General features: G+C 67.3%; 18 protein-coding genes and 1 other RNA gene. 8 read left to right on the forward strand and 11 right to left on the reverse strand.

Annotation, left to right across the window (positions count from 1 at the left end):
- Nucleotides 1-4: 4 nt before the first annotated feature.
- Nucleotides 5-1,588, forward strand: a complete 1,584-nt coding sequence (locus tag B3547_RS06230) for an MFS transporter (protein ID WP_292961270.1) — start codon at nt 5-7, stop codon at nt 1,586-1,588.
- Nucleotides 1,589-1,781: 193 nt separating this feature from the next.
- Here the strand turns inward: B3547_RS06230 and ssrA are convergent.
- Both ssrA and mscL read right to left on the reverse strand, forming a co-directional pair.
- Nucleotides 1,782-2,139: a transfer-messenger RNA gene (gene ssrA, locus B3547_RS06235) on the reverse strand.
- Between the two features lie 52 nt (nt 2,140-2,191).
- The gene (gene mscL / locus B3547_RS06240; protein ID WP_124810192.1) at nt 2,192-2,638 is read right to left on the reverse strand and encodes a large conductance mechanosensitive channel protein MscL; all 447 of its coding nucleotides are present in this window, start codon (nt 2,636-2,638) and stop codon (nt 2,192-2,194) included.
- Nucleotides 2,639-2,865: 227 nt separating this feature from the next.
- On the opposite strand from mscL, the gene B3547_RS06245 reads away from it, so the two are divergent.
- The 5 genes from B3547_RS06245 to B3547_RS06265 are packed head-to-tail and all read left to right on the forward strand — an operon-like array spanning nt 2,866 to nt 6,323.
- Nucleotides 2,866-3,483, forward strand: a complete 618-nt coding sequence (locus B3547_RS06245) for a LemA family protein (RefSeq protein WP_292961273.1) — start codon at nt 2,866-2,868, stop codon at nt 3,481-3,483.
- Between the two features lie 34 nt (nt 3,484-3,517).
- A complete protein-coding gene (locus B3547_RS06250) occupies nt 3,518-4,291 on the forward strand; it encodes a TPM domain-containing protein (RefSeq protein ID WP_292961321.1) in 774 nt (257 codons plus the stop codon).
- A gap of 1 nt (nt 4,292) precedes the next feature.
- Entirely contained in the window at nt 4,293-4,973 is a 681-nt protein-coding gene (locus B3547_RS06255; RefSeq protein ID WP_292961275.1) for a TPM domain-containing protein, read from the forward strand.
- The gene (locus B3547_RS06260) at nt 4,970-5,521 is read left to right on the forward strand and encodes an NUDIX hydrolase (RefSeq protein WP_194919391.1); all 552 of its coding nucleotides are present in this window, start codon (nt 4,970-4,972) and stop codon (nt 5,519-5,521) included. Before B3547_RS06255 ends, B3547_RS06260 begins: the two co-directional genes overlap by 4 nt.
- 22 nt (nt 5,522-5,543) lie before the next feature.
- A complete protein-coding gene (locus B3547_RS06265; protein ID WP_124810187.1) occupies nt 5,544-6,323 on the forward strand; it encodes an SDR family oxidoreductase in 780 nt (259 codons plus the stop codon).
- Between the two features lie 25 nt (nt 6,324-6,348).
- On the opposite strand, the gene B3547_RS06270 is transcribed toward B3547_RS06265, so the two are convergent.
- Together B3547_RS06270 and B3547_RS06275 are read right to left on the reverse strand one after the other, a co-directional pair.
- Complete coding sequence (locus B3547_RS06270) at nt 6,349-7,677, reverse strand: MFS transporter (RefSeq protein WP_292961279.1); 1,329 nt, start codon at nt 7,675-7,677, stop codon at nt 6,349-6,351.
- A 60-nt stretch (nt 7,678-7,737) separates the two neighbouring features.
- Complete coding sequence (locus B3547_RS06275; RefSeq protein WP_124810185.1) at nt 7,738-8,208, reverse strand: MarR family winged helix-turn-helix transcriptional regulator; 471 nt, start codon at nt 8,206-8,208, stop codon at nt 7,738-7,740.
- Between the two features lie 66 nt (nt 8,209-8,274).
- Here B3547_RS06275 and B3547_RS06280 point away from each other — a divergent pair, with 66 nt between their 5' ends.
- Both B3547_RS06280 and B3547_RS06285 read left to right on the forward strand, forming a co-directional pair.
- Nucleotides 8,275-9,756, forward strand: coding sequence for a carotenoid oxygenase family protein (locus B3547_RS06280; RefSeq protein WP_124810184.1), 1,482 nt, complete (start codon nt 8,275-8,277; stop codon nt 9,754-9,756).
- Nucleotides 9,753-10,226, forward strand: a complete 474-nt coding sequence (locus tag B3547_RS06285; protein WP_124810183.1) for a DUF3237 domain-containing protein — start codon at nt 9,753-9,755, stop codon at nt 10,224-10,226. Before B3547_RS06280 ends, B3547_RS06285 begins: the two co-directional genes overlap by 4 nt.
- Nucleotides 10,227-10,353: 127 nt before the next feature.
- Here the strand turns inward: B3547_RS06285 and B3547_RS06290 are convergent, their stop codons facing one another.
- From B3547_RS06290 to B3547_RS06320, 7 genes are all read right to left on the reverse strand, one after another.
- The gene (locus tag B3547_RS06290) at nt 10,354-10,584 is read right to left on the reverse strand and encodes a hypothetical protein (RefSeq protein WP_292961283.1); all 231 of its coding nucleotides are present in this window, start codon (nt 10,582-10,584) and stop codon (nt 10,354-10,356) included.
- A 199-nt stretch (nt 10,585-10,783) separates the two neighbouring features.
- A complete protein-coding gene (locus tag B3547_RS06295) occupies nt 10,784-12,049 on the reverse strand; it encodes an N-succinylarginine dihydrolase (protein ID WP_292961285.1) in 1,266 nt (421 codons plus the stop codon).
- 27 nt (nt 12,050-12,076) lie between these two features.
- On the reverse strand, nt 12,077-13,090 hold the full coding sequence (locus tag B3547_RS06300) for an arginine N-succinyltransferase (protein ID WP_125954513.1): 1,014 nt from the start codon (nt 13,088-13,090) through the stop codon (nt 12,077-12,079).
- A 5-nt stretch (nt 13,091-13,095) separates the two neighbouring features.
- A complete protein-coding gene (locus tag B3547_RS06305) occupies nt 13,096-14,301 on the reverse strand; it encodes a hydrolase (RefSeq protein WP_125954514.1) in 1,206 nt (401 codons plus the stop codon).
- A gap of 85 nt (nt 14,302-14,386) precedes the next feature.
- Complete coding sequence (locus tag B3547_RS06310; protein WP_124810178.1) at nt 14,387-14,533, reverse strand: lmo0937 family membrane protein; 147 nt, start codon at nt 14,531-14,533, stop codon at nt 14,387-14,389.
- A 115-nt stretch (nt 14,534-14,648) separates the two neighbouring features.
- Entirely contained in the window at nt 14,649-15,728 is a 1,080-nt protein-coding gene (locus B3547_RS06315) for a phosphotransferase family protein (RefSeq protein ID WP_125954515.1), read from the reverse strand.
- Nucleotides 15,725-16,816 (reverse strand): Zn-dependent alcohol dehydrogenase, encoded by a 1,092-nt coding sequence (locus B3547_RS06320; protein WP_125954516.1) that lies wholly within the window; start codon nt 16,814-16,816, stop codon nt 15,725-15,727. The genes B3547_RS06315 and B3547_RS06320 overlap by 4 nt, the downstream gene beginning before the upstream one ends.
- Nucleotides 16,817-16,835 lie beyond the last annotated feature (19 nt).

Below are 16,835 nucleotides of genomic sequence, written 5' to 3' on the forward strand. Positions count from 1 at the left end.
GCCGGTGAACGCAGTCGCCAAGGGCGGATGGTACGCGCTCGCGCTGGTGGCGCTGACCAACGCGATGAGCCTGCTCGACCGCCAGATTCTGGCGATCCTGGCGCCCGCCATCAAGAAGGACCTGGCAATCGGCGATGCCGAGATGGGGCTGCTCTATGGCACCGTCTTCGCGCTGTTCTACGCGCTGTTCTCGCTGCCCGTGGGGCGGCTGGCGGACGGCTGGGTGCGCACGCGCCTGCTGGGCATCAGCATCGCCTTCTGGTCCGCCGCCACGGCGCTCGGTGGCCTGGCCGGCAGTTTCGCCACGCTGGCGCTGTCGCGGCTGGGCGTGGGCATCGGCGAGGCGGCGACGCAGCCGGCCGGCACCTCGCTGATCTACGACTACTGGCCCAAGCCGCGCCGGGGCTTCGTGATGGCGGTGCTGGCCTCTGCCATCGCGCTGGGCCTGGGCGGATCGCTGGTGCTGGGCGGGGTGGCGGCGCAGGCATGGACCGAGCGCTACGCCGGCACGGTGGCGCCGTTCGGGCTGAAGGGCTGGCAGTTCGCCTTCCTTGTCGCGTCGGCCCCCGGCTTCGTGCTGGCGCTGTTCCTGCTGCGCCTGCGCGAACCGGAACGCGGCGTGATGGACGGATTGCCGACCGCGCCCGATCCGCGCCCTTTCGCGGCCAGCCTGGAACTGCTGGGTTCGGTGCTGCCCGGCCTGCACTGGATCGGCATGATCCGGCGCGGCGGCGATCGGGGCACGGTGCTGCGTAATCTGGCGGGGCTGGCGGCGATCGTGGCGCTGATGGTGGTGTTGACGCGGGTGAGCATGGCGGTTTCGCCGCGCCCGCCGTTCGTCATCGCCGGGCTGGCGATCAACCCGCACGCGCTGCAATGGACCGTGATCGGCTTCGGCGTGTTCGTGATCGTCAATCTGGTGCAGGGGATGCGGCTGTCCGATCCGCAGGCGCACCGCGTCATCACGCGATCGCCCACGCTGATCATGGCGATCGCGGTCGGCACGCTGCAGTCGGCGATCAACTATGGCATGATGGCGTTCAACCCCACGTTCCTGATCCAGAGCTATGGCCTGTCGATGCGCGAGACGGCGCTGCAGTTCGGCATGGTTTCGGCCGGAATGGGCATCGTCGGCCCGATGCTGTGGGGGCCGCTGTCGGACCGGCTCCACCGCCGCTATCCGGGCGGCGGGCGCGCAGGCGTGGCGCTGTTCGCCATGGCGGTTTCGCCGCTGCTGTCGTTCTGGGTCTATACCGCGCCGGCGGCCGGCACGTTCTATGGGCGGTTCGTGCTCTACGGCCTGGTGCTGACCGGCTGGATGCCGCCGCTCTACGCCATCCTCTACGATCAGGTGCTGCCGCGGATGCGCGGGCTGACCGCGAGCCTCTATCTGCTGGCGATGACGATCCTGGGCATGGGCATCGGCCCCTATCTGGTCGGGCTGCTGTCCGATGCAACCGGCAACCTGCGCGCATCGATGCTCAGCATCAACGCGGTGGCCGTGCCGATCGTGGTGCTGATGCTGCTGATCGCCCGCCGCGCCGCGCGCGACGAGGCGGCGCTGCTGGAGCGTGCGGGTTCCGCATAAAGTCGGATGACATGGCCTCTCGTCATGGCGAGGGGCAAAGCCCCGTGGCCATCCAGAGCGGCGCGCGGGGCACTGGATTGCTTCGCTGCGCTCGCAATGACGAAGCGGATCAAAACGCAGCCATCGTGCGCCAGCCGCGTGAAATCGGGGAAACGGTAGGGGGTTTCTGTTGCCCGGCACCCCCCAAGCCGCTGGAATCCGCTTCTGTTGACCGGTGGGTCCAACCGCGTTCTGGCTTTGTAACTTCAGGGCGTTAGCCCCTAGAATTACGCCGCGAGAGCAAGTGCTTCGTTGTCGTTGGCACTTGTTGGTTTTGAGCCTTGAACGGGTTACTCAGCCCGGGCGAAAACAGCGCTTTTCAACACACGTCGATCCTAGTTCGGCCCCGTCATCTGCCCCGCCTGCCGCCAAAGGAGGCTGGACGGGAAAGGTGGTGGAGCCGCCGGGTACCGCCCCCGGGTCCGCTGCGCCTATTGCACGCCGCAGTTTATCACCATAGCCGGCAAGCCGGCACCTCCCCATATAGGGATCGCCCGCCAAATGAAAAGGGGCGCCGAAGCGCCCCTTGCCGTGCCCGGATGCCCGCGCGCGGAGAAAGACCGGTCAGACCCGGTTTTTCAGCGCATCGCGGATTTCGGCGAGCAGTTCCACTTCGCTCGGCCCCGCGGGCGCGGCCGGAGCGGCCGGTTCCTCGGGCTTGGCGAACGCCTTGTTCGCGGCTTTCACGATCAGGAAGATCACGAAGGCCAGGATCACGAAGTTGACGATCTGGGTGACGAAATCGCCATAGCCGATCATCGCCACGCCCGCTTCCTTGAGCGCGGCGTAATCGTCCGGCTTGCCCTTGTAGGTTTCCGGGATCGGTCCGAGGCGGATGAAATACTTGGAGAAATCGGCGCCGCCGGTGAAATAGCCGACCGCCGGCATGATGACGTTTTCGGTCAACGAGGTGACGATCTTGCCGAACGCCGCGCCGATGATCACGCCAACGGCCAGGTCCAGCACGTTGCCGCGCGCGATGAACGTCTTGAATTCCTGCAACATGCCCATGAGCTTCCCCGTAGTTCTGACGGCCCTGTTACCGGTTGCTTGCCACCCGCCGCCGGGCGCGACAAGCGGCAAACGTGCTGCGGGTTTCTCCAGAATGGTGCAGGTTGCCGCAACCCGGTCCTGCCCTTGAACGGTCACCGGCTATCGCTATGTTCCTGGACAGCAACGCCGGAGCGGCCCTGCCGGGGCCGCGCGCCCGGCAGGATGACATAAGGGTATTCCGACCGATGGCCGCTTCCCTGTTCCGCCGCCTTTCCCGCCCCCTGGCGCGTTTCGCGTTCGTGGCCGCCGCCGCGGCGACGCTGGCCGGCTGCGGCGTCAATTCGATCCCCACCGCCGAGGAAAACGCCAAGGCCAAGTGGGCTGACGTGCAGAACCAGTACCAGCGCCGGGCCGACCTGATCCCCAACCTGGTGGCCACGGTGAAGGGCTATGCCAAGCAGGAGCAGGACACGCTGACCAAGGTGACCGAGGCGCGCGCCAAGGCGACGAGCGTGCAGATTTCGGCAGACGACCTGACCGATCCCGCCAAGATGGCCGCGTTCCAGCAGGCGCAGGGCGCGCTGTCGCAGGGGCTGGGCCGCCTGATGGCGAACGTGGAAGCCTATCCCGACCTCAAGTCCAATGAGAACTTTCTGGCGCTGCAAAGCCAGCTGGAAGGCACCGAGAACCGCATTTCCGTGGCGCGGCGCGATTACAACGAGGCCGTGCGCGAATACAACACCACGATCCGCACCTTCCCGGCGGTGATCGGCGCCAAGGTGATCTATGGCGCGAAGCCGCTGGTGCCGTTCGAGGCGACCACGCCGGGGGCGCAGGAGGCGCCCAAGGTCAACTTCAACTGATTGCCGCGCCGTGCGGCGTTTCCTGATCGCGCTGATGGCCGTGCTGGCGCTTGTTGCCGGCCCGGCCTTCGCGCAGACCTTTCCGCAACTGACCGGCCGCGTGGTCGATGACGCGCATCTGCTCAATCCGCAGCAGGTCGCCGCGCTCGATGCCAAGCTGGCCGCGCTGGAGCAGCAGTCGCAGCGCCAGCTGGTCGTGGCGACGATCCCCGATCTGCAGGGCCTGCCGATCGAGGACTATGGCTACCAGCTCGGCCGCGCCTGGGGGCTGGGCGACAAGCAGCGCAACGATGGCGCCCTGCTGATCGTCGCGCCCAACGAACGCAAGGTGCGGATCGAGGTCGGCTATGGGCTGGAAGGCATTCTCACCGATGCGCTGTCGCAGGTGATCATCCAGCGCGAGATCGTGCCGCGCTTCAAGCAGAACGATTATGCCGGCGGGATCGACGCGGCGGTGGACCAGCTCATCGCGCAACTGAAGCTGCCCGATGACGAGGCGCGCAAGGTGGCCGAACAGGCCCAGGCGGGGGCCGGCAAGGGCAGCGCGCCGCGGTTCGACATCGGCACCGTGGTGTTCCTGGTGATTTTTTTCCTGTTCTTCGTGCTGCCGTTCATCCGCGCCATGCGCGGAGGCGGGCGGCGCTATGGCAGCAGCCCCGGCGTGATGATCTTCCCCGGCGGCGGCTGGGGCAGCGGTGGCGGTGGAAGCAGCTGGGGCGGCAGCGACTGGGGCGGCGGCGGCGGAGGCGGTGGCTTCTCCGGCGGTGGCGGCAGCTTCGGTGGCGGCGGCGCTTCGGGGGACTGGTAGGATGGCGGCTGTGCACCTGACCGACAGCGACCGGACGCGCATCGCGCAGGCGGTCACCGCCGCCGAGTTGCGCAGCGCGGGCGAGATCGTGACGATCGTGACCGCGCGGTCCGATCCCTATCGCGACGTGGCGCTGGCCTGGGCGGCGGCGGTGGCGTTTCTCGCGCTCGCCGCGCTCGAATTCGCGCCGCATTTCTATCTGGCGCTGATCGACCGCGTATTGGGCCTGTGGGCGACCGAATGGAGCCCGCGCGCGGTGCTGGGGGTGGCGCTGAGCGTGGCACTGGTCAAATTCCTGGCCATGCTGCTGCTGCAGGCCTGGGAGCCGCTGCGGCTGTGGCTGGTGCCGCGGCCGATCAAGCGCGCGCGCGTTCACGCCCGTGCGCTGACCTGCTTCCGCATCGGCGCCGAAAGCCGCACCACCGGGCGCACCGGCATCCTCATCTACCTGTCGATGGCGGAACGCCGGGCCGAGATCATTGCCGACGAGGCCATCGCTGCGCGCGTCGCGCCCGAGGTGTGGGGTGACGCCATGCACGGGCTGCTGGCCGAAATCCGGCAGGGCCGCGTGGCCGACGGGATGATCGCGGCCGTGGAAGGCGTGGGCGCGGTGCTTGCGCAACACCTGCCGCGCGCCGATGATGACGTGAACGAATTGCCGGACCGGTTGATCGAAGTATGAGCCCGGAAGACGAGTATCGCGACGAGCCCGAACAGGTGCGCTGGGAAGGGCGGTTCATCGTCGCCAAGACGCGCGGGCGCTGGGAGTACGTCAGCCGCACGCGCAACATCCGCGCGGCGGTGATCCTCGCCATCGACAGCGCGGACCGGGTGATCCTGGTCGAACAGTTCCGCGTGCCGCTGGGCCGGCCGGCGATCGAACTGCCGGCGGGGCTGATCGGCGATCATGACGACAGCGCGGACGAGGATGCCGCCGTCGCCGCGGCGCGCGAGCTGGAGGAGGAAACGGGCTATCGCCCCGGCCGCATGGAGGCGGTGGGCGAGTTCTATTCCTCCCCCGGCATGGTCTCCGAAAGTTTTACGCTGTTTCGCGCGCACGATCTGGAGCGCGTGTCCGATGGCGGCGGGGTGGAAGGCGAAGGCATCACCGTCCACCACGTGCCGCTGGCGGAGATCGAAGGGTTCATCGCCGCGCGCCGGGCCGAAGGCTATGGCATAGACGTGCGCATACTCATGCTGCTGGGGCCGCGCCTGCTGGGCGGTGCCTGAAAACCATAACGGAGAGGATGAAATGGGCAGGGTTCAGGGGAAGAAGGCGCTGGTGACCGGCGCGGCGCAGGGCTTGGGCGCGGCGCAGGCTCGGATGCTGGCGCGCGAGGGCGCGAAGGTGCTGCTGACCGACATCAACGGCGCGGGAGCGGCGGCGCAGGCCGAGGCGATCAACGCCGAGCTGGGTGCGGGCACCGCCTTCGCGATCCGCCACGACGTGACCAGCCCCGACGACTGGGACGCCGCGATCGCGCTGGCGGGCGAGGCGCTGGGCGGGCTGTCGGTGCTGGTCAACAACGCCGGCGTGGGCGTGCGCGGCAATATCGAGACCTGCACGCTGGAAGACTGGCGGCGCGGCTTCGCCATCAACGTCGACAGCGTGTTCCTGGGCTGCCAGAAGGCCCTGCCGCTGCTGAAGGACAACCAGCCCGGATCGATCGTCAACATCAGCTCGATCGCCGGCCTGATCGCTTCCGACACCATGCCCGGCTACAACGCCAGCAAGGCAGCGGTGTGGATGCTGTCCAAGTCGGTGGCGCTCTATTGCGCCAAGCGCGGCTGGGACGTGCGCTGCAACTCGGTCCACCCGACGTTCATCGACACGCCGATCCTCGATGGCATCGCCACCAACGCCAATCTCGACAAGGACGTGGTGATGGGCAAGCTGGCGCGGCAGATTCCGCTGGGCCGCGTGGGCCAGCCCGACGATATCGCGGCGGGCGTGCTCTACCTGGCTAGCGACGAAAGCCGCTTCATGACTGGCGCCGAACTGAAGCTGGACGGCGGCATTTCCGCGATGTGAGCGCCGGGCCTGCCCGCGGCCGCGATCAGTGCTGGTCGCGCCGCAGCGGCAGGAACAGCATCAGCGCGAGCGCGAGCAGGGAACCGGTGGCCATGATCACCGAAACCGTCATCAGCCCCAGCTGGGCCTTGAACAGCGTGCCCGCGAGATAAGGCGAAAGCGCTGCCCCCGCGCGGCCGATGCTGAGCGCGAAGCCGGTGCCGGTGGCCTTGACGTGGGTGGGATAGACGGCGGCAAAAGCGGTATAGAAGCCGACGATCGCCGAATTGGTGAACAGGCCGACCGAGACCACGGCCAGGGTCCAGCCCATCAGACTGTTGGCGCCGAAGCCGAAGCGCGCGACCAGCAGCACCGACAGCGCCAGCGCCACCAGCGTCGCCTGCTTGATCCCGAAACGGTGCATGAACCAGCCGAACGCCGCCCCGCCGATCGCGCCGCCAAGGTTGGCATAGGCCAGCACCCCTGCGCCTTGCGCCTGGGTGAAGTTCTGTCCGGCGAACTGGGGATCGGACATGATCGAGGGCGTCATCTTGAGGATGTAGTAGAACGTCAGCGCGTGCGCGGCATAGCCGAGCGAGAGGATCAGCGTAGCCTTGCGCAGCGCGGGGCTGAAGATGTCGGCCAGGCTGGCCTTCTGTTCGTGCGGCGCTGGCGGCGGCAGCGCGCCGATCGCCGGCTGCCCCAGCGCAGCCAACGCGCGGTTGATCTTCTCCAGCGCGCCGGCGGGCCGGGCGCGCATCAGCCACGCCGGCGTTTCGGGCACGAGGAACCAGACCAGCGGCAGGCAGATGGCCGTCATCGTCCCGCCGAACAGGAACACCGAACGCCAGTCGTGCGCTTTCAGCAGCTGCGCCGCGACGAGGCCGCCCAGGAACGCGCCCAGCGGATAGCCGATCACCATCAGCGACATCGCCATGCTGCGCGCCTTGCGGCTGGACAGTTCGAAGGCGATGGCGTTGATCGCGGCCAGCATCCCGCCGATGCCGAGGCCGGTGATGATGCGCCAGATCGAAAGGCCGACCGGCGACGTGGCGGTGGTCGCCATGAACATGCCCACTACCATCAGCAGCAGGCAGGCCAGCGTGGTCCGGCGCCGGCCGAAGCGGTCGGCCGCGCCGCCGAGCAGCAGCGAGCCGAGGCCCATGCCGATCAGTTCCATCGACAGCACCGCGCCCAGCCCGTCGGGCGCGAGGTGCCATTCCTTCTTGATGCCGGGGCCGGCAAAGGCGCTCGAGAGCACGTCGAAGCCGTCCAGCGCGTTGAGGAAGATCGTGATGATCACCGCGATCCACTGCCGCGCGGTCATCGGGGCATCGTCGAGGATGCTGCGTGGATCGGTGCTCGAATCGGCCATCACTCTCCCCTTCGCGCCAGATCGGTCCCTGCCGGCGGCGAAACTGTTATTTCCTATAACTCATTCATGAATGCGCGCCAGCAATTCCAGCAGGATCTTCACTTCGCGATCGCTAAAGCGGCTTTTGACCCATGCTTCGTGCTCACCGATCGCGCGCTTGGCGCTGGCCAGCATCTCGTTGCCGGCCGGCTCCAGATAGAGCGCCTGCTTGCGCCCGTCCTTCGGCGAACGGTCGCGGCGCAGGAGGTGCTTGGCCTGAAGCCGGTTGATGATCGCCATTGTCGTGGCGCGGTCCATGCGCAGGCGCTGCGCCAGATCGGTCTGGGCGATGCCGGGGTGGTCATCGACCAGCCACAACACGGAAACCTGCTTCTGCGTCAGATCGAGATCGGTGAACGTCTCGGTAAAGTGGCGCAGGCAGGCGCCGTGGGCCAGGCGGATGTGGAACCCCAGGATATCGTTGATCGCGCCGATATCACCGGATTCCGGGTCGGCCGGCGCAATCGCGTCCTCGAATTTGTCCTTGATCAATGATCCACCCCCGATGCCCCTTGCTTATTTGTTAGTGTCGCATACAAATATCACAAGGAGGATGTCATGGCCGAATTTCCAAAAACCCCGAGTTTCACGGGCTTCAACACGCCGTCGCGGGTGGAGGCGGATATCGCCGATCTGGCCCACGATGGCACGATCCCGCAGGAGTTAAACGGCGCTTTCTACCGCGTCCAGCCCGACCCGCAATTTCCGCCGCGGCTGGGCGACGACATCGCCTTCAACGGCGACGGCATGATCACCCGGTTCCACATCCACGACGGGCAGTGCGATTTCCGCCAGCGCTGGGCGAAGACGGACAAGTGGAAGCTGGAGAACGAGGCCGGAAAGGCGCTGTTCGGCGCCTATCGCAACCCGCTGACCGATGACGAGAGCGTGAAGGGCGAGATCCGCTCCACCGCCAACACCAACGCCTTCATCTTCGGCGGCAAGCTGTGGGCGATGAAGGAGGACAGCCCCGCGCTGGTCATGGACCCGGCGACGATGGAAAGCTTCGGCTTCGAGAAGTTCGGCGGCAAGATGACCGGGCAGACCTTCACCGCGCATCCCAAGGTGGATCCGGCGAGCGGCAACATGGTGGCGATCGGCTATGCCGCATCGGGCCTGTGCACCGACGACGTGACCTACATGGAAGTCAGCCCGGCGGGCGAACTGGTGCGCGAGATCTGGTTCAAGGTGCCCTATTACTGCATGATGCACGACTTCGGCATTACCGAGGATTATCTGGTGCTGCACATCGTGCCCTCGATCGGCAGCTGGGAACGGCTGGAACAGGGCAAGCCGCACTTCGGATTCGATACGACGCTGCCGGTCTATCTGGGAATCATCCCCCGCCGCGATGGCGTGACCGACGCCGACATCCGCTGGTTCAAGCGCGATAACTGCTTCGCCAGCCACGTGCTGAACGCCTGGCAGGAAGGCACGAAGATCCACTTCATCGTGCCCGAGGCCAAGAACAACATGTTCCCGTTCTTCCCCGATGTCCACGGTGCGCCGTTCAACGGGATGGAGGCGATGAGCCGGCTGACCGACTGGGTGGTCGATATGGCCTCTAACAGCGAGGATTTCGCCGAAATCCGTCCGCTGACCGATACCGCCAGCGAGTTTCCGCGCATCGACGACCGCTTCACCGGCCGCAAGACGCGCTATGGCTGGGGGCTGGAAATGGACATGAAGCGACCGGTCGAGCTGCGCGGCGGCAGTGCCGGCGGGTTGCTGATGAACTGCCTGTTCCTCAAGGACTTCGAGACCGGTGCCGAACAGCACTGGTGGTGCGGCCCGGTCAGCAGCCTGCAGGAGCCGGCGTTCGTCCCGCGCGCCAAAAACGCGCCCGAAGGCGATGGCTGGATCGTGCAGGTCTGCAACCGGCTGGAGGAACAGCGCAGCGATCTGCTGATCTTCGACGCGCTTGATATCGAGAAGGGGCCGGTCGCCACGATCCACGTCCCCATCCGCCTGCGCTTCGGCCTGCACGGTAACTGGGCCAATGCCGAGGAGATCGGCCTGCTGGAAGCGGAGGCCGCGTGAATCCGCCGGTAAGCCCGCCCGGCCTCGAATTCGTCTACGAGGCCACGGGCGATCTCGAACCGCCGCGCCCGATCGGCGAAACCTATGACGGGACGCGGCGGATCATTCCGATCGTGGGCGGCGGACGCGTGGAAGGGCCGCTGATCAGCGGAAAGCTGGTCGGCAACGCGGCGGACTGGCAACTGACCCGCCCCGACGGAGTGACGGTGGCCGACGCGATCTATGCACTGGAGACCGACGACGGCGTGGTCATCCAGATCCGCAACCGTGGCCTGCGCCACGGCCCGCCCGAGGTGATGCAGCGGCTCGCCGCCGGGGACGCGGTCGATCCGGCGGAGTACTATTTCCGCACGGTGCCGGAATTCATCGCGCCCAAGGGCCGGTACGAATGGATGAACCGCTCGATCTTCATCTGTTCGGGCGCGCGCTTCCCGCTGGGCATCAAGCTGTGGGTCTGGCGCGTGCTGTAGCAGCGAATGCGTTGGTTACATCGTCATGGCGAGGGGCGCAGCCCCGCGGCAATCCCGAGCGGCACGTGGAACTCTGGATTGCTTCGCTACGCTCGCACTGACGATGCCGGGGTGGAACCGCCTGGATCTACAGCCGGAGCCGGTCGGCCTGTTCGTGCCGCAGGCAGTCGAAAATCTTCGACCCTGCCATGAACACGGCGACGGTGCAGGCCAGGAACAGCAGCTTGCCCCCGAAGCCGGGATAGACCGACAGGTAAACCTGCCCGCGCTCGACCGCGCCCAGCGCCAGCGCATAGATGATGGCGCAGGCCTCAAAGCGAGTCTTGATGACGAAAAGGCGACCGAGCTTTCCGAACATTGTTATCCCCTGCGCCGCTGCGTCCTTCTCTGCGGGGACGGCCGGCGCCATTTTACAACCACCAGTCAGCAATCATCGTGCCAGCCCCGGATTTCCGGGAAAGGGCAAGGTTAACCGGATGGTAACTGTAAAACGCGGCGACAGGTAAGGAAATCTGCGGGTCCCGATGTTCCAATGTGGGAGTGATCCCGCTGTGGCGTCAGGCCAGCGCACCAAGGTCCAAGGCATCGAGCAGGCCCCCCCGCGCCGCGCGTACCGTGATGGCGAGCGATTCGCGGCCGAGGTCGGCCGGATCGATCTGTTCGGGCCAGAGCCGGGCGATCGTGGCCTCGATCCGTTCGGCCTTTGCCTCGTCCAGCAGGAAGCGCGGATCGACCGTGGCGGGATCGGCCACCACGCGCAGCCGCAGGCAGGCGGGACCGCCGCCGTTGGCCATCGATTGCCGCACGTCCACCGGCAGCACGCGGCGGATCGGGCCGTTGCCAGCCAGCATCCCGTCCAACCAGCCGCGCACGGCGGGATTCTCCCAGGCTTCCAGCGGAATCACCAGGCCCATGTCGCCATCGGGCAGCGTCAGCAGCTGCGCGTTGAACAGGTAGCTGCGGATCGCGTCGGCCAGGCTCACGGCGGCGGCCGGCACGATCACGATCTCCGCCTCGGGCAGTTTTGCGCGGATCGCGGCATAGGCGCCCTCGGGGTCGGCGAAGGCCTGTTCGTGGGTGAACAGCACGCGTTCGTTGGCGACGGCGACCACGTCGTTGTGGAAGGCGCCGGCGGCGATCGCCTCGGGCGCCTGTTCGATGAACAGCGCGCGTTCGGGATCGAGGCCGTGCAGCCGGGCGACGGCGCGGCTCGCCTGTTCGTGCTGGCGCGCCGGAAACGCGCCGCCGGTGCGGCCATAGACGAAGATCTCGATGCCGGGCGCGTCGTGCCGCGCGGCCATGCGCATGTGGTTGGCCGCGCCTTCATCGCCGAAGCACGACGGAACCGCACCATGGAGCGCGAAATGCGCCGTGTCGGCAAAGGCGAGCGCGAGCTGGCGGGCGGTGTCCGGCCATTCCTGCGAGCGGTGGAGCATTGTCACGAGGTTGGCGGGGGTCAGGTGGCACCGGCCGTCGGCGGTATCGGGGCCGGGGCTGACCGTGGCGGCGTTGGCGGTCCACATCGACGAGGCCGACCAGGCCGCCGCGCGCAGCCGGCGCTGCACCGGATCGCCTTCGTCGATCGCGGTCAGGCCCATGGCCTCCACCAGCGTGGAATTGGGCCGGGGCAGCGGCGCGAAAAAGCCCTGCGCCAGCCCCAGCGCCAGGTTGTGCCGCATCTTGGCCACGCCCTGCAGCGCGGCGGCGCGCGGATAGGAGACATCGCCGGCATGGCTGGCCGAGGCGAGGTTGCCGAGGCTCAGCCCCGCGTAGTTGTGGCTCGGGCCGACGATGCCGTCGAAGTTGATTTCCACCAGTTTCACAGGAGACTCCGTCCGGTTCGCGCGGCCTTAGCGTTCCACATGCCAGATCCTATCGCCCTCGCGCACGTCCAGCGCGGCGGCGGCCATGGGATCGAGCGTCACCCCGTCACCATCCTCCCCGATTTCCGCGAAGGTGCAACGGAAGGTGGAAAGGTGGCCGGTGGCGGCGAGCGCCTTCTTCGGATTGTCGGGCGGGCAGACCCGTACCACTTTCACATGGCGCGCCTCGGCGATCGACTTCACCCGGTCGGTGCGCGCGGTCATCGTCGGGCCGCCATCGAAGATGTCGAAATAGCCTTCGTTGGCAAAGCCTTCGCCTTCCAGCATGCGCATCGCGGCGCGGCCCGAAGGGTGGGGCAGGCCGATCGCGCTGCGCGCCGAATCGGGCAGCATCGCGATATAGACCGGGTGCTTGGGCATCAGATCGGCGATGAACTGGTTGCCATTGATGGCGTTGAAATAGTCCGCTTCCTGGAAGCTCATGCCGAAGAAGCGCCCGGCCACGCCATCCCAGAAAGGCGATCCGCCGCGTTCGTCGATGATGCCGCGCAATTCGGCCAGGATGCGGTCGGAAAAGCGCGCGCGGTGCATGGCGATGAACAGGTAGCGGCTGCGCGCCAGCAACATGCCGAGGCCGCCCGCGCGCTCGGACGGGTGCAGGAACAGCCCGCCGACCTCGCTCGACCCTTCGAGATCGGTGACGAGGTTGAGCATTTCGGCGCGGAAGGTGCGGCCCAGCTCCTTGGAATGCTGGGTCAGCGTGGCCATGCGATAGGAATAGAACGGCCACTGCAGACCGACGCGCGTGAAGAGCTGCGCGGTGCCGCGCACTTCGCCGGTCTCGATGTCCTCCAGCACCAGCACGAACAGCTCGTCGCCGCCCGTTTCCTCGGTGCCATAGGCTTCGGCCGAGCGGTCGAGCTTGGCCTGCAGCGCCTTGCGGTCGGGCGGCAGGTTGGTGAAGCCGCCACCGGTCAGCTTGGCCATCTCGTACAAGTGCTGGAGGTCCTGCGCGCTGGCGGCGCGGATACGGTGCGTCATGACGGTCAGTTGCCTCCGGAAAGCCGGTGAAGGACCAGCGCGGACAAGGCCGCGCGTTCCGCCAGCGAGGATACGATCAGGAATTCGTCGGGCGAATGGATCGCGCCGCCGCGCACGCCCATCGTGTCGACCACGGGCACGCCCAGCGCGGCGATGTTGTTGCCATCGCAGACCCCGCCCGAACTTTGCCAGCGGATCGGTTGCCCCAGCGCCGCGCCGCAATCGCGGACCAGCCCGAACAGCGCCTCGGCCGGGGGATCGAGCGGCTTGGGCGGGCGCGAGAGGCCGCCGTGGAGGTGGATGGAGACTTCATGCTCGCGCTCGATCTCGGCGATCAGGCCGCGCAGCGCCACGGCGAAGCGATCGGCATCGGTCACCGCGCGCGGGCGAATGTTGAAGCGCAGCACCGCGTGATCGGGCACCACGTTGTTGGCCGAACCGCCGTCGATCCGCGCGGGATTGACCGAAAGCGTGGCCGTTTCCATGTGCTTGAGCCGCAGGGCGAGATCGGCGGCCGCGACGATCGCGTTGCGCCCGTCCTGCGGATTGCGCCCGGCGTGGGCGGAGCGGCCGGTGACGATCAGCGAAAAGTTGCCGCTGCCCGCGCGCGCGCCGGCCAGCGTGCCATCGGGCAAGGCAGAGGGTTCATAGGTCAGCGCCGCCGCCTTGCCGCGCGCCAGTTCCGCGATCAGCGCGGCGGAGGCGAGGCTGCCGGTCTCCTCGTCCGAGTTGATCATCACGTCGTAGCCGACGTTGCCGGCCGCCACGCTGGTTTCGAACGCGGCGAGCGCGGCCAGGATCACCGCGATCCCGCCTTTCATGTCGGCGACGCCGGGGCCGTTCAGCGTCTCGTCGTCCAGCCAGCGCTGCTGCTGGAAGGCGTGGGTGGCCGGAAACACGGTGTCCATGTGCCCGGTCAGCAGATAGCGCCGCGCGGCCTGTGGGCGGACCGAGAGCACGAAATGCGCGCCGTGGCCCACTTCTTCCTCGCGCCCGTCCGCCGCGATGGCGGTCACGCGCGCGGGTTCAACCTTGCGGATTTCTCCCGGCAGATCGGAAAAGGCACCGGCCAACAGGTCCCACTGCCGCGCCAGACCATCGAGATTGCGCGTGCCGGTGTTGACCGCGCTCCACGCCTGCACCTGCGAAAGCATGGCGTCGGCATTGAACCGGCCGACGAGATCACGTTCTGTCGCTGAAAGCTGTTGCATATGTAACCGGTGTAGCCGCTGCCGCGGGCGGGGTGAACCCCCGTTGGCAGAGGACCGTGCCGGTTACAATTGGTTCAGTCTCCGGCTAGGCTCTGCGACCGGTGAACAGCTGGAACAGACCCACGACGATCGCCACCACCAGCACCAGGTGGATCAGGCCAGCGGTGATCTTGAACACGAATACGCCCAGCAGCCACAGCACGAGCAGCACGACGGCGATGGTCATCAGCATGGTTGGCATCCTTTTTCGGGTGCTGCCGGGTCGTCTGCTGAGAGCCGCCCGGCGCTTTCCTGTTTCGATGCCCATCTACGCCGAAGCGCCGCTTTGGTTCCTGGTTACGTAACGTTCAGGCGCCCGCCTTGACCGCGAAGGACCACGCCGTTTCGGCGAGCGGCGTGACCCGTTCCGACATCTGCCGGGCATGGGCGCTGGAAGCGGTGCCATCGATCACGCGCTTCTTGATGCCCTGGATGATCCCGGCCAGGCGGAAGAAGTTGTAGGCGAAGTACCAGTTCAGATCGGGCACGCCATCGCGCCCGGTGGCAGCGCAATAGCGTTCGACGATCTCTTCCAGTTCGGGAATGCCCAGCGCCTTGCGATCAAGGTCCATCACGCCCGACCGGCCGCCGTTCTCGGTCACCCAGGCGAGCGCGACATAGGTGAAATCGGCCAGCGGATCACCCAGCGTGGACAGTTCCCAGTCCAGCACGGCGGCGACGCGGGCCTCGGTGGGCGCGAAGATCATGTTGTCGATGCGGTAATCGCCGTGGACCACCGAGGTGCGCGTCTGTTCGGGCAGCGTGGCGGGGAGCCATGCGATCAGCCGCTCCATCATGTCCATGTGTTCGGTTTCGGCCAGCTTGTACTGCTTGGTCCAGCGATCGACCTGCCGGCCGAAGTAGTTGCCGGGCTTGCCGAAATCCGAAAGCCCCGCCGCCTCGATGTCCGCGCTGTGTAGCGCCGCCAGCGTGTCGATCATGGCATGATAGGTCTGGCGGCGGAAATCGGGCGTGGCGCCGGGCATGGCGCCATCCCAGATCGTGCGGCCTTCGACCATGCCCATGACGTAGAACATCGATCCGACCACCGAATCGTCGGTGCACAGGCCATATTGCGGCGCCACGGGAAAGCCCGTCTTGGCCAGCCCGGCCTGGACGCGGTGTTCGCGATCGACCGCGTGCGCGGAGGGCAGCAGCTTGCCGAACGGCTTGCGCCGCAGCACGTAGCTGCCCGAAGGCGCGTCGATGCGGTAGGTCGGGTTGGATTGCCCGCCCTTGAACTTGCGCACCGTCAGCGGCCCCCGGAAGCCCGACACGTTGGCCGCGAACCATTCGGTCAGGCGCGCTTCGTCGAGCCGGTCGGCCCCTTCGGGCACGACCGTTCCGGTAAAGGCGGCCTGGGCGTCGATCGGGGCCGGTTCGCTCATTGGTCGAACACGATCACCGAACGGGCGGAATGGCCCTGCTTCATCTTCTCGAAGCCTTCGTTGATCCCTTCCAGCGGAATGCGCTCGGCAATGATCGTGTCGAGATCGAGCAGGCCGCGCATGTAGAAATCGACCAGGCGCGGCAGGTCCACCGGGAAGCGGTTCATGCCCATGATCGCGCCTTGCAGCTTCTTGCCCGAAAGCAGGTCCATCGCCGGCAGGGCGACCGCGTGGTTCAGCGGCATCATGCCCAGGATCGTGGCGGTGCCACCCCGGCGCAGCGACTTGACCGCGAGTTCGCCCGAAGCCGGCCGCCCCACCGCCTCGATCGCGTGATCGACACCGCCCTTGGTCAGTTCGAGGATCTGCTTGGCCGCATCGGGGGCCATCGCATCGACCACGTCGGTCGCGCCCAGCTTCTTCGCCAGTTCCCGCTTTTCCGGCATCGGATCGGCGGCGATGATCCGTCCGGCGCCGGCGATCTTCGCGGCGTTGACGGTGGCAAGGCCCACGCCGCCGCAGCCGACCACGGCCACGGTTTCGCCCGGCGTCACCTTGCAGGCGTTGAACACCGCGCCGGCGCCGGTGGTCACCGCGCAGCCGATCACCGCCGCGCGATCGAGCGGCATCTCCGGATTGATCGCGACGCAGGCATGTTCGTGCACCAGCATCATTTCCGCGAAGGCGGACAGGTTGAGCATCTGGTTGACCGCGCTGCCGTCGCTGGCCCGCGTCAGGCGCGGCGCTTCGCCGGCGCCCCGCCGCGTGTCGCCGCCCAGGCACAGCGCCATGCGGCCGGTCACGCAGAACTCGCAGTGCCCGCAGAAGGCGGACAGGCAGGTGACGACCGCGTCGCCCTTCTTCACGGTGCGAACTTCGCTGCCCACCGCTTCGACGATGCCGGCCGCTTCATGGCCCGGCACGGCGGGCAGCGGGTGGGGATAGGTCCCCTCGATGAAATGGAGGTCCGAATGGCACAGGCCGCAGGCCGCCGTGCGGATCAGCACCTCATGCGGGCCGGGCTTGGCAATGGCGAGCCGGTCGATTTCCAGCGGCTGGCCGGGCTTTTCGAGAATGGCGGCTTTCATGTGTGCTTTTCCTTTGTGG

The sequence above is a fragment of the Novosphingobium sp. UBA1939 genome (genome assembly GCF_002336885.1).
In the GTDB taxonomy this organism is placed as follows: Bacteria; Pseudomonadota; Alphaproteobacteria; order Sphingomonadales; family Sphingomonadaceae; genus Novosphingobium.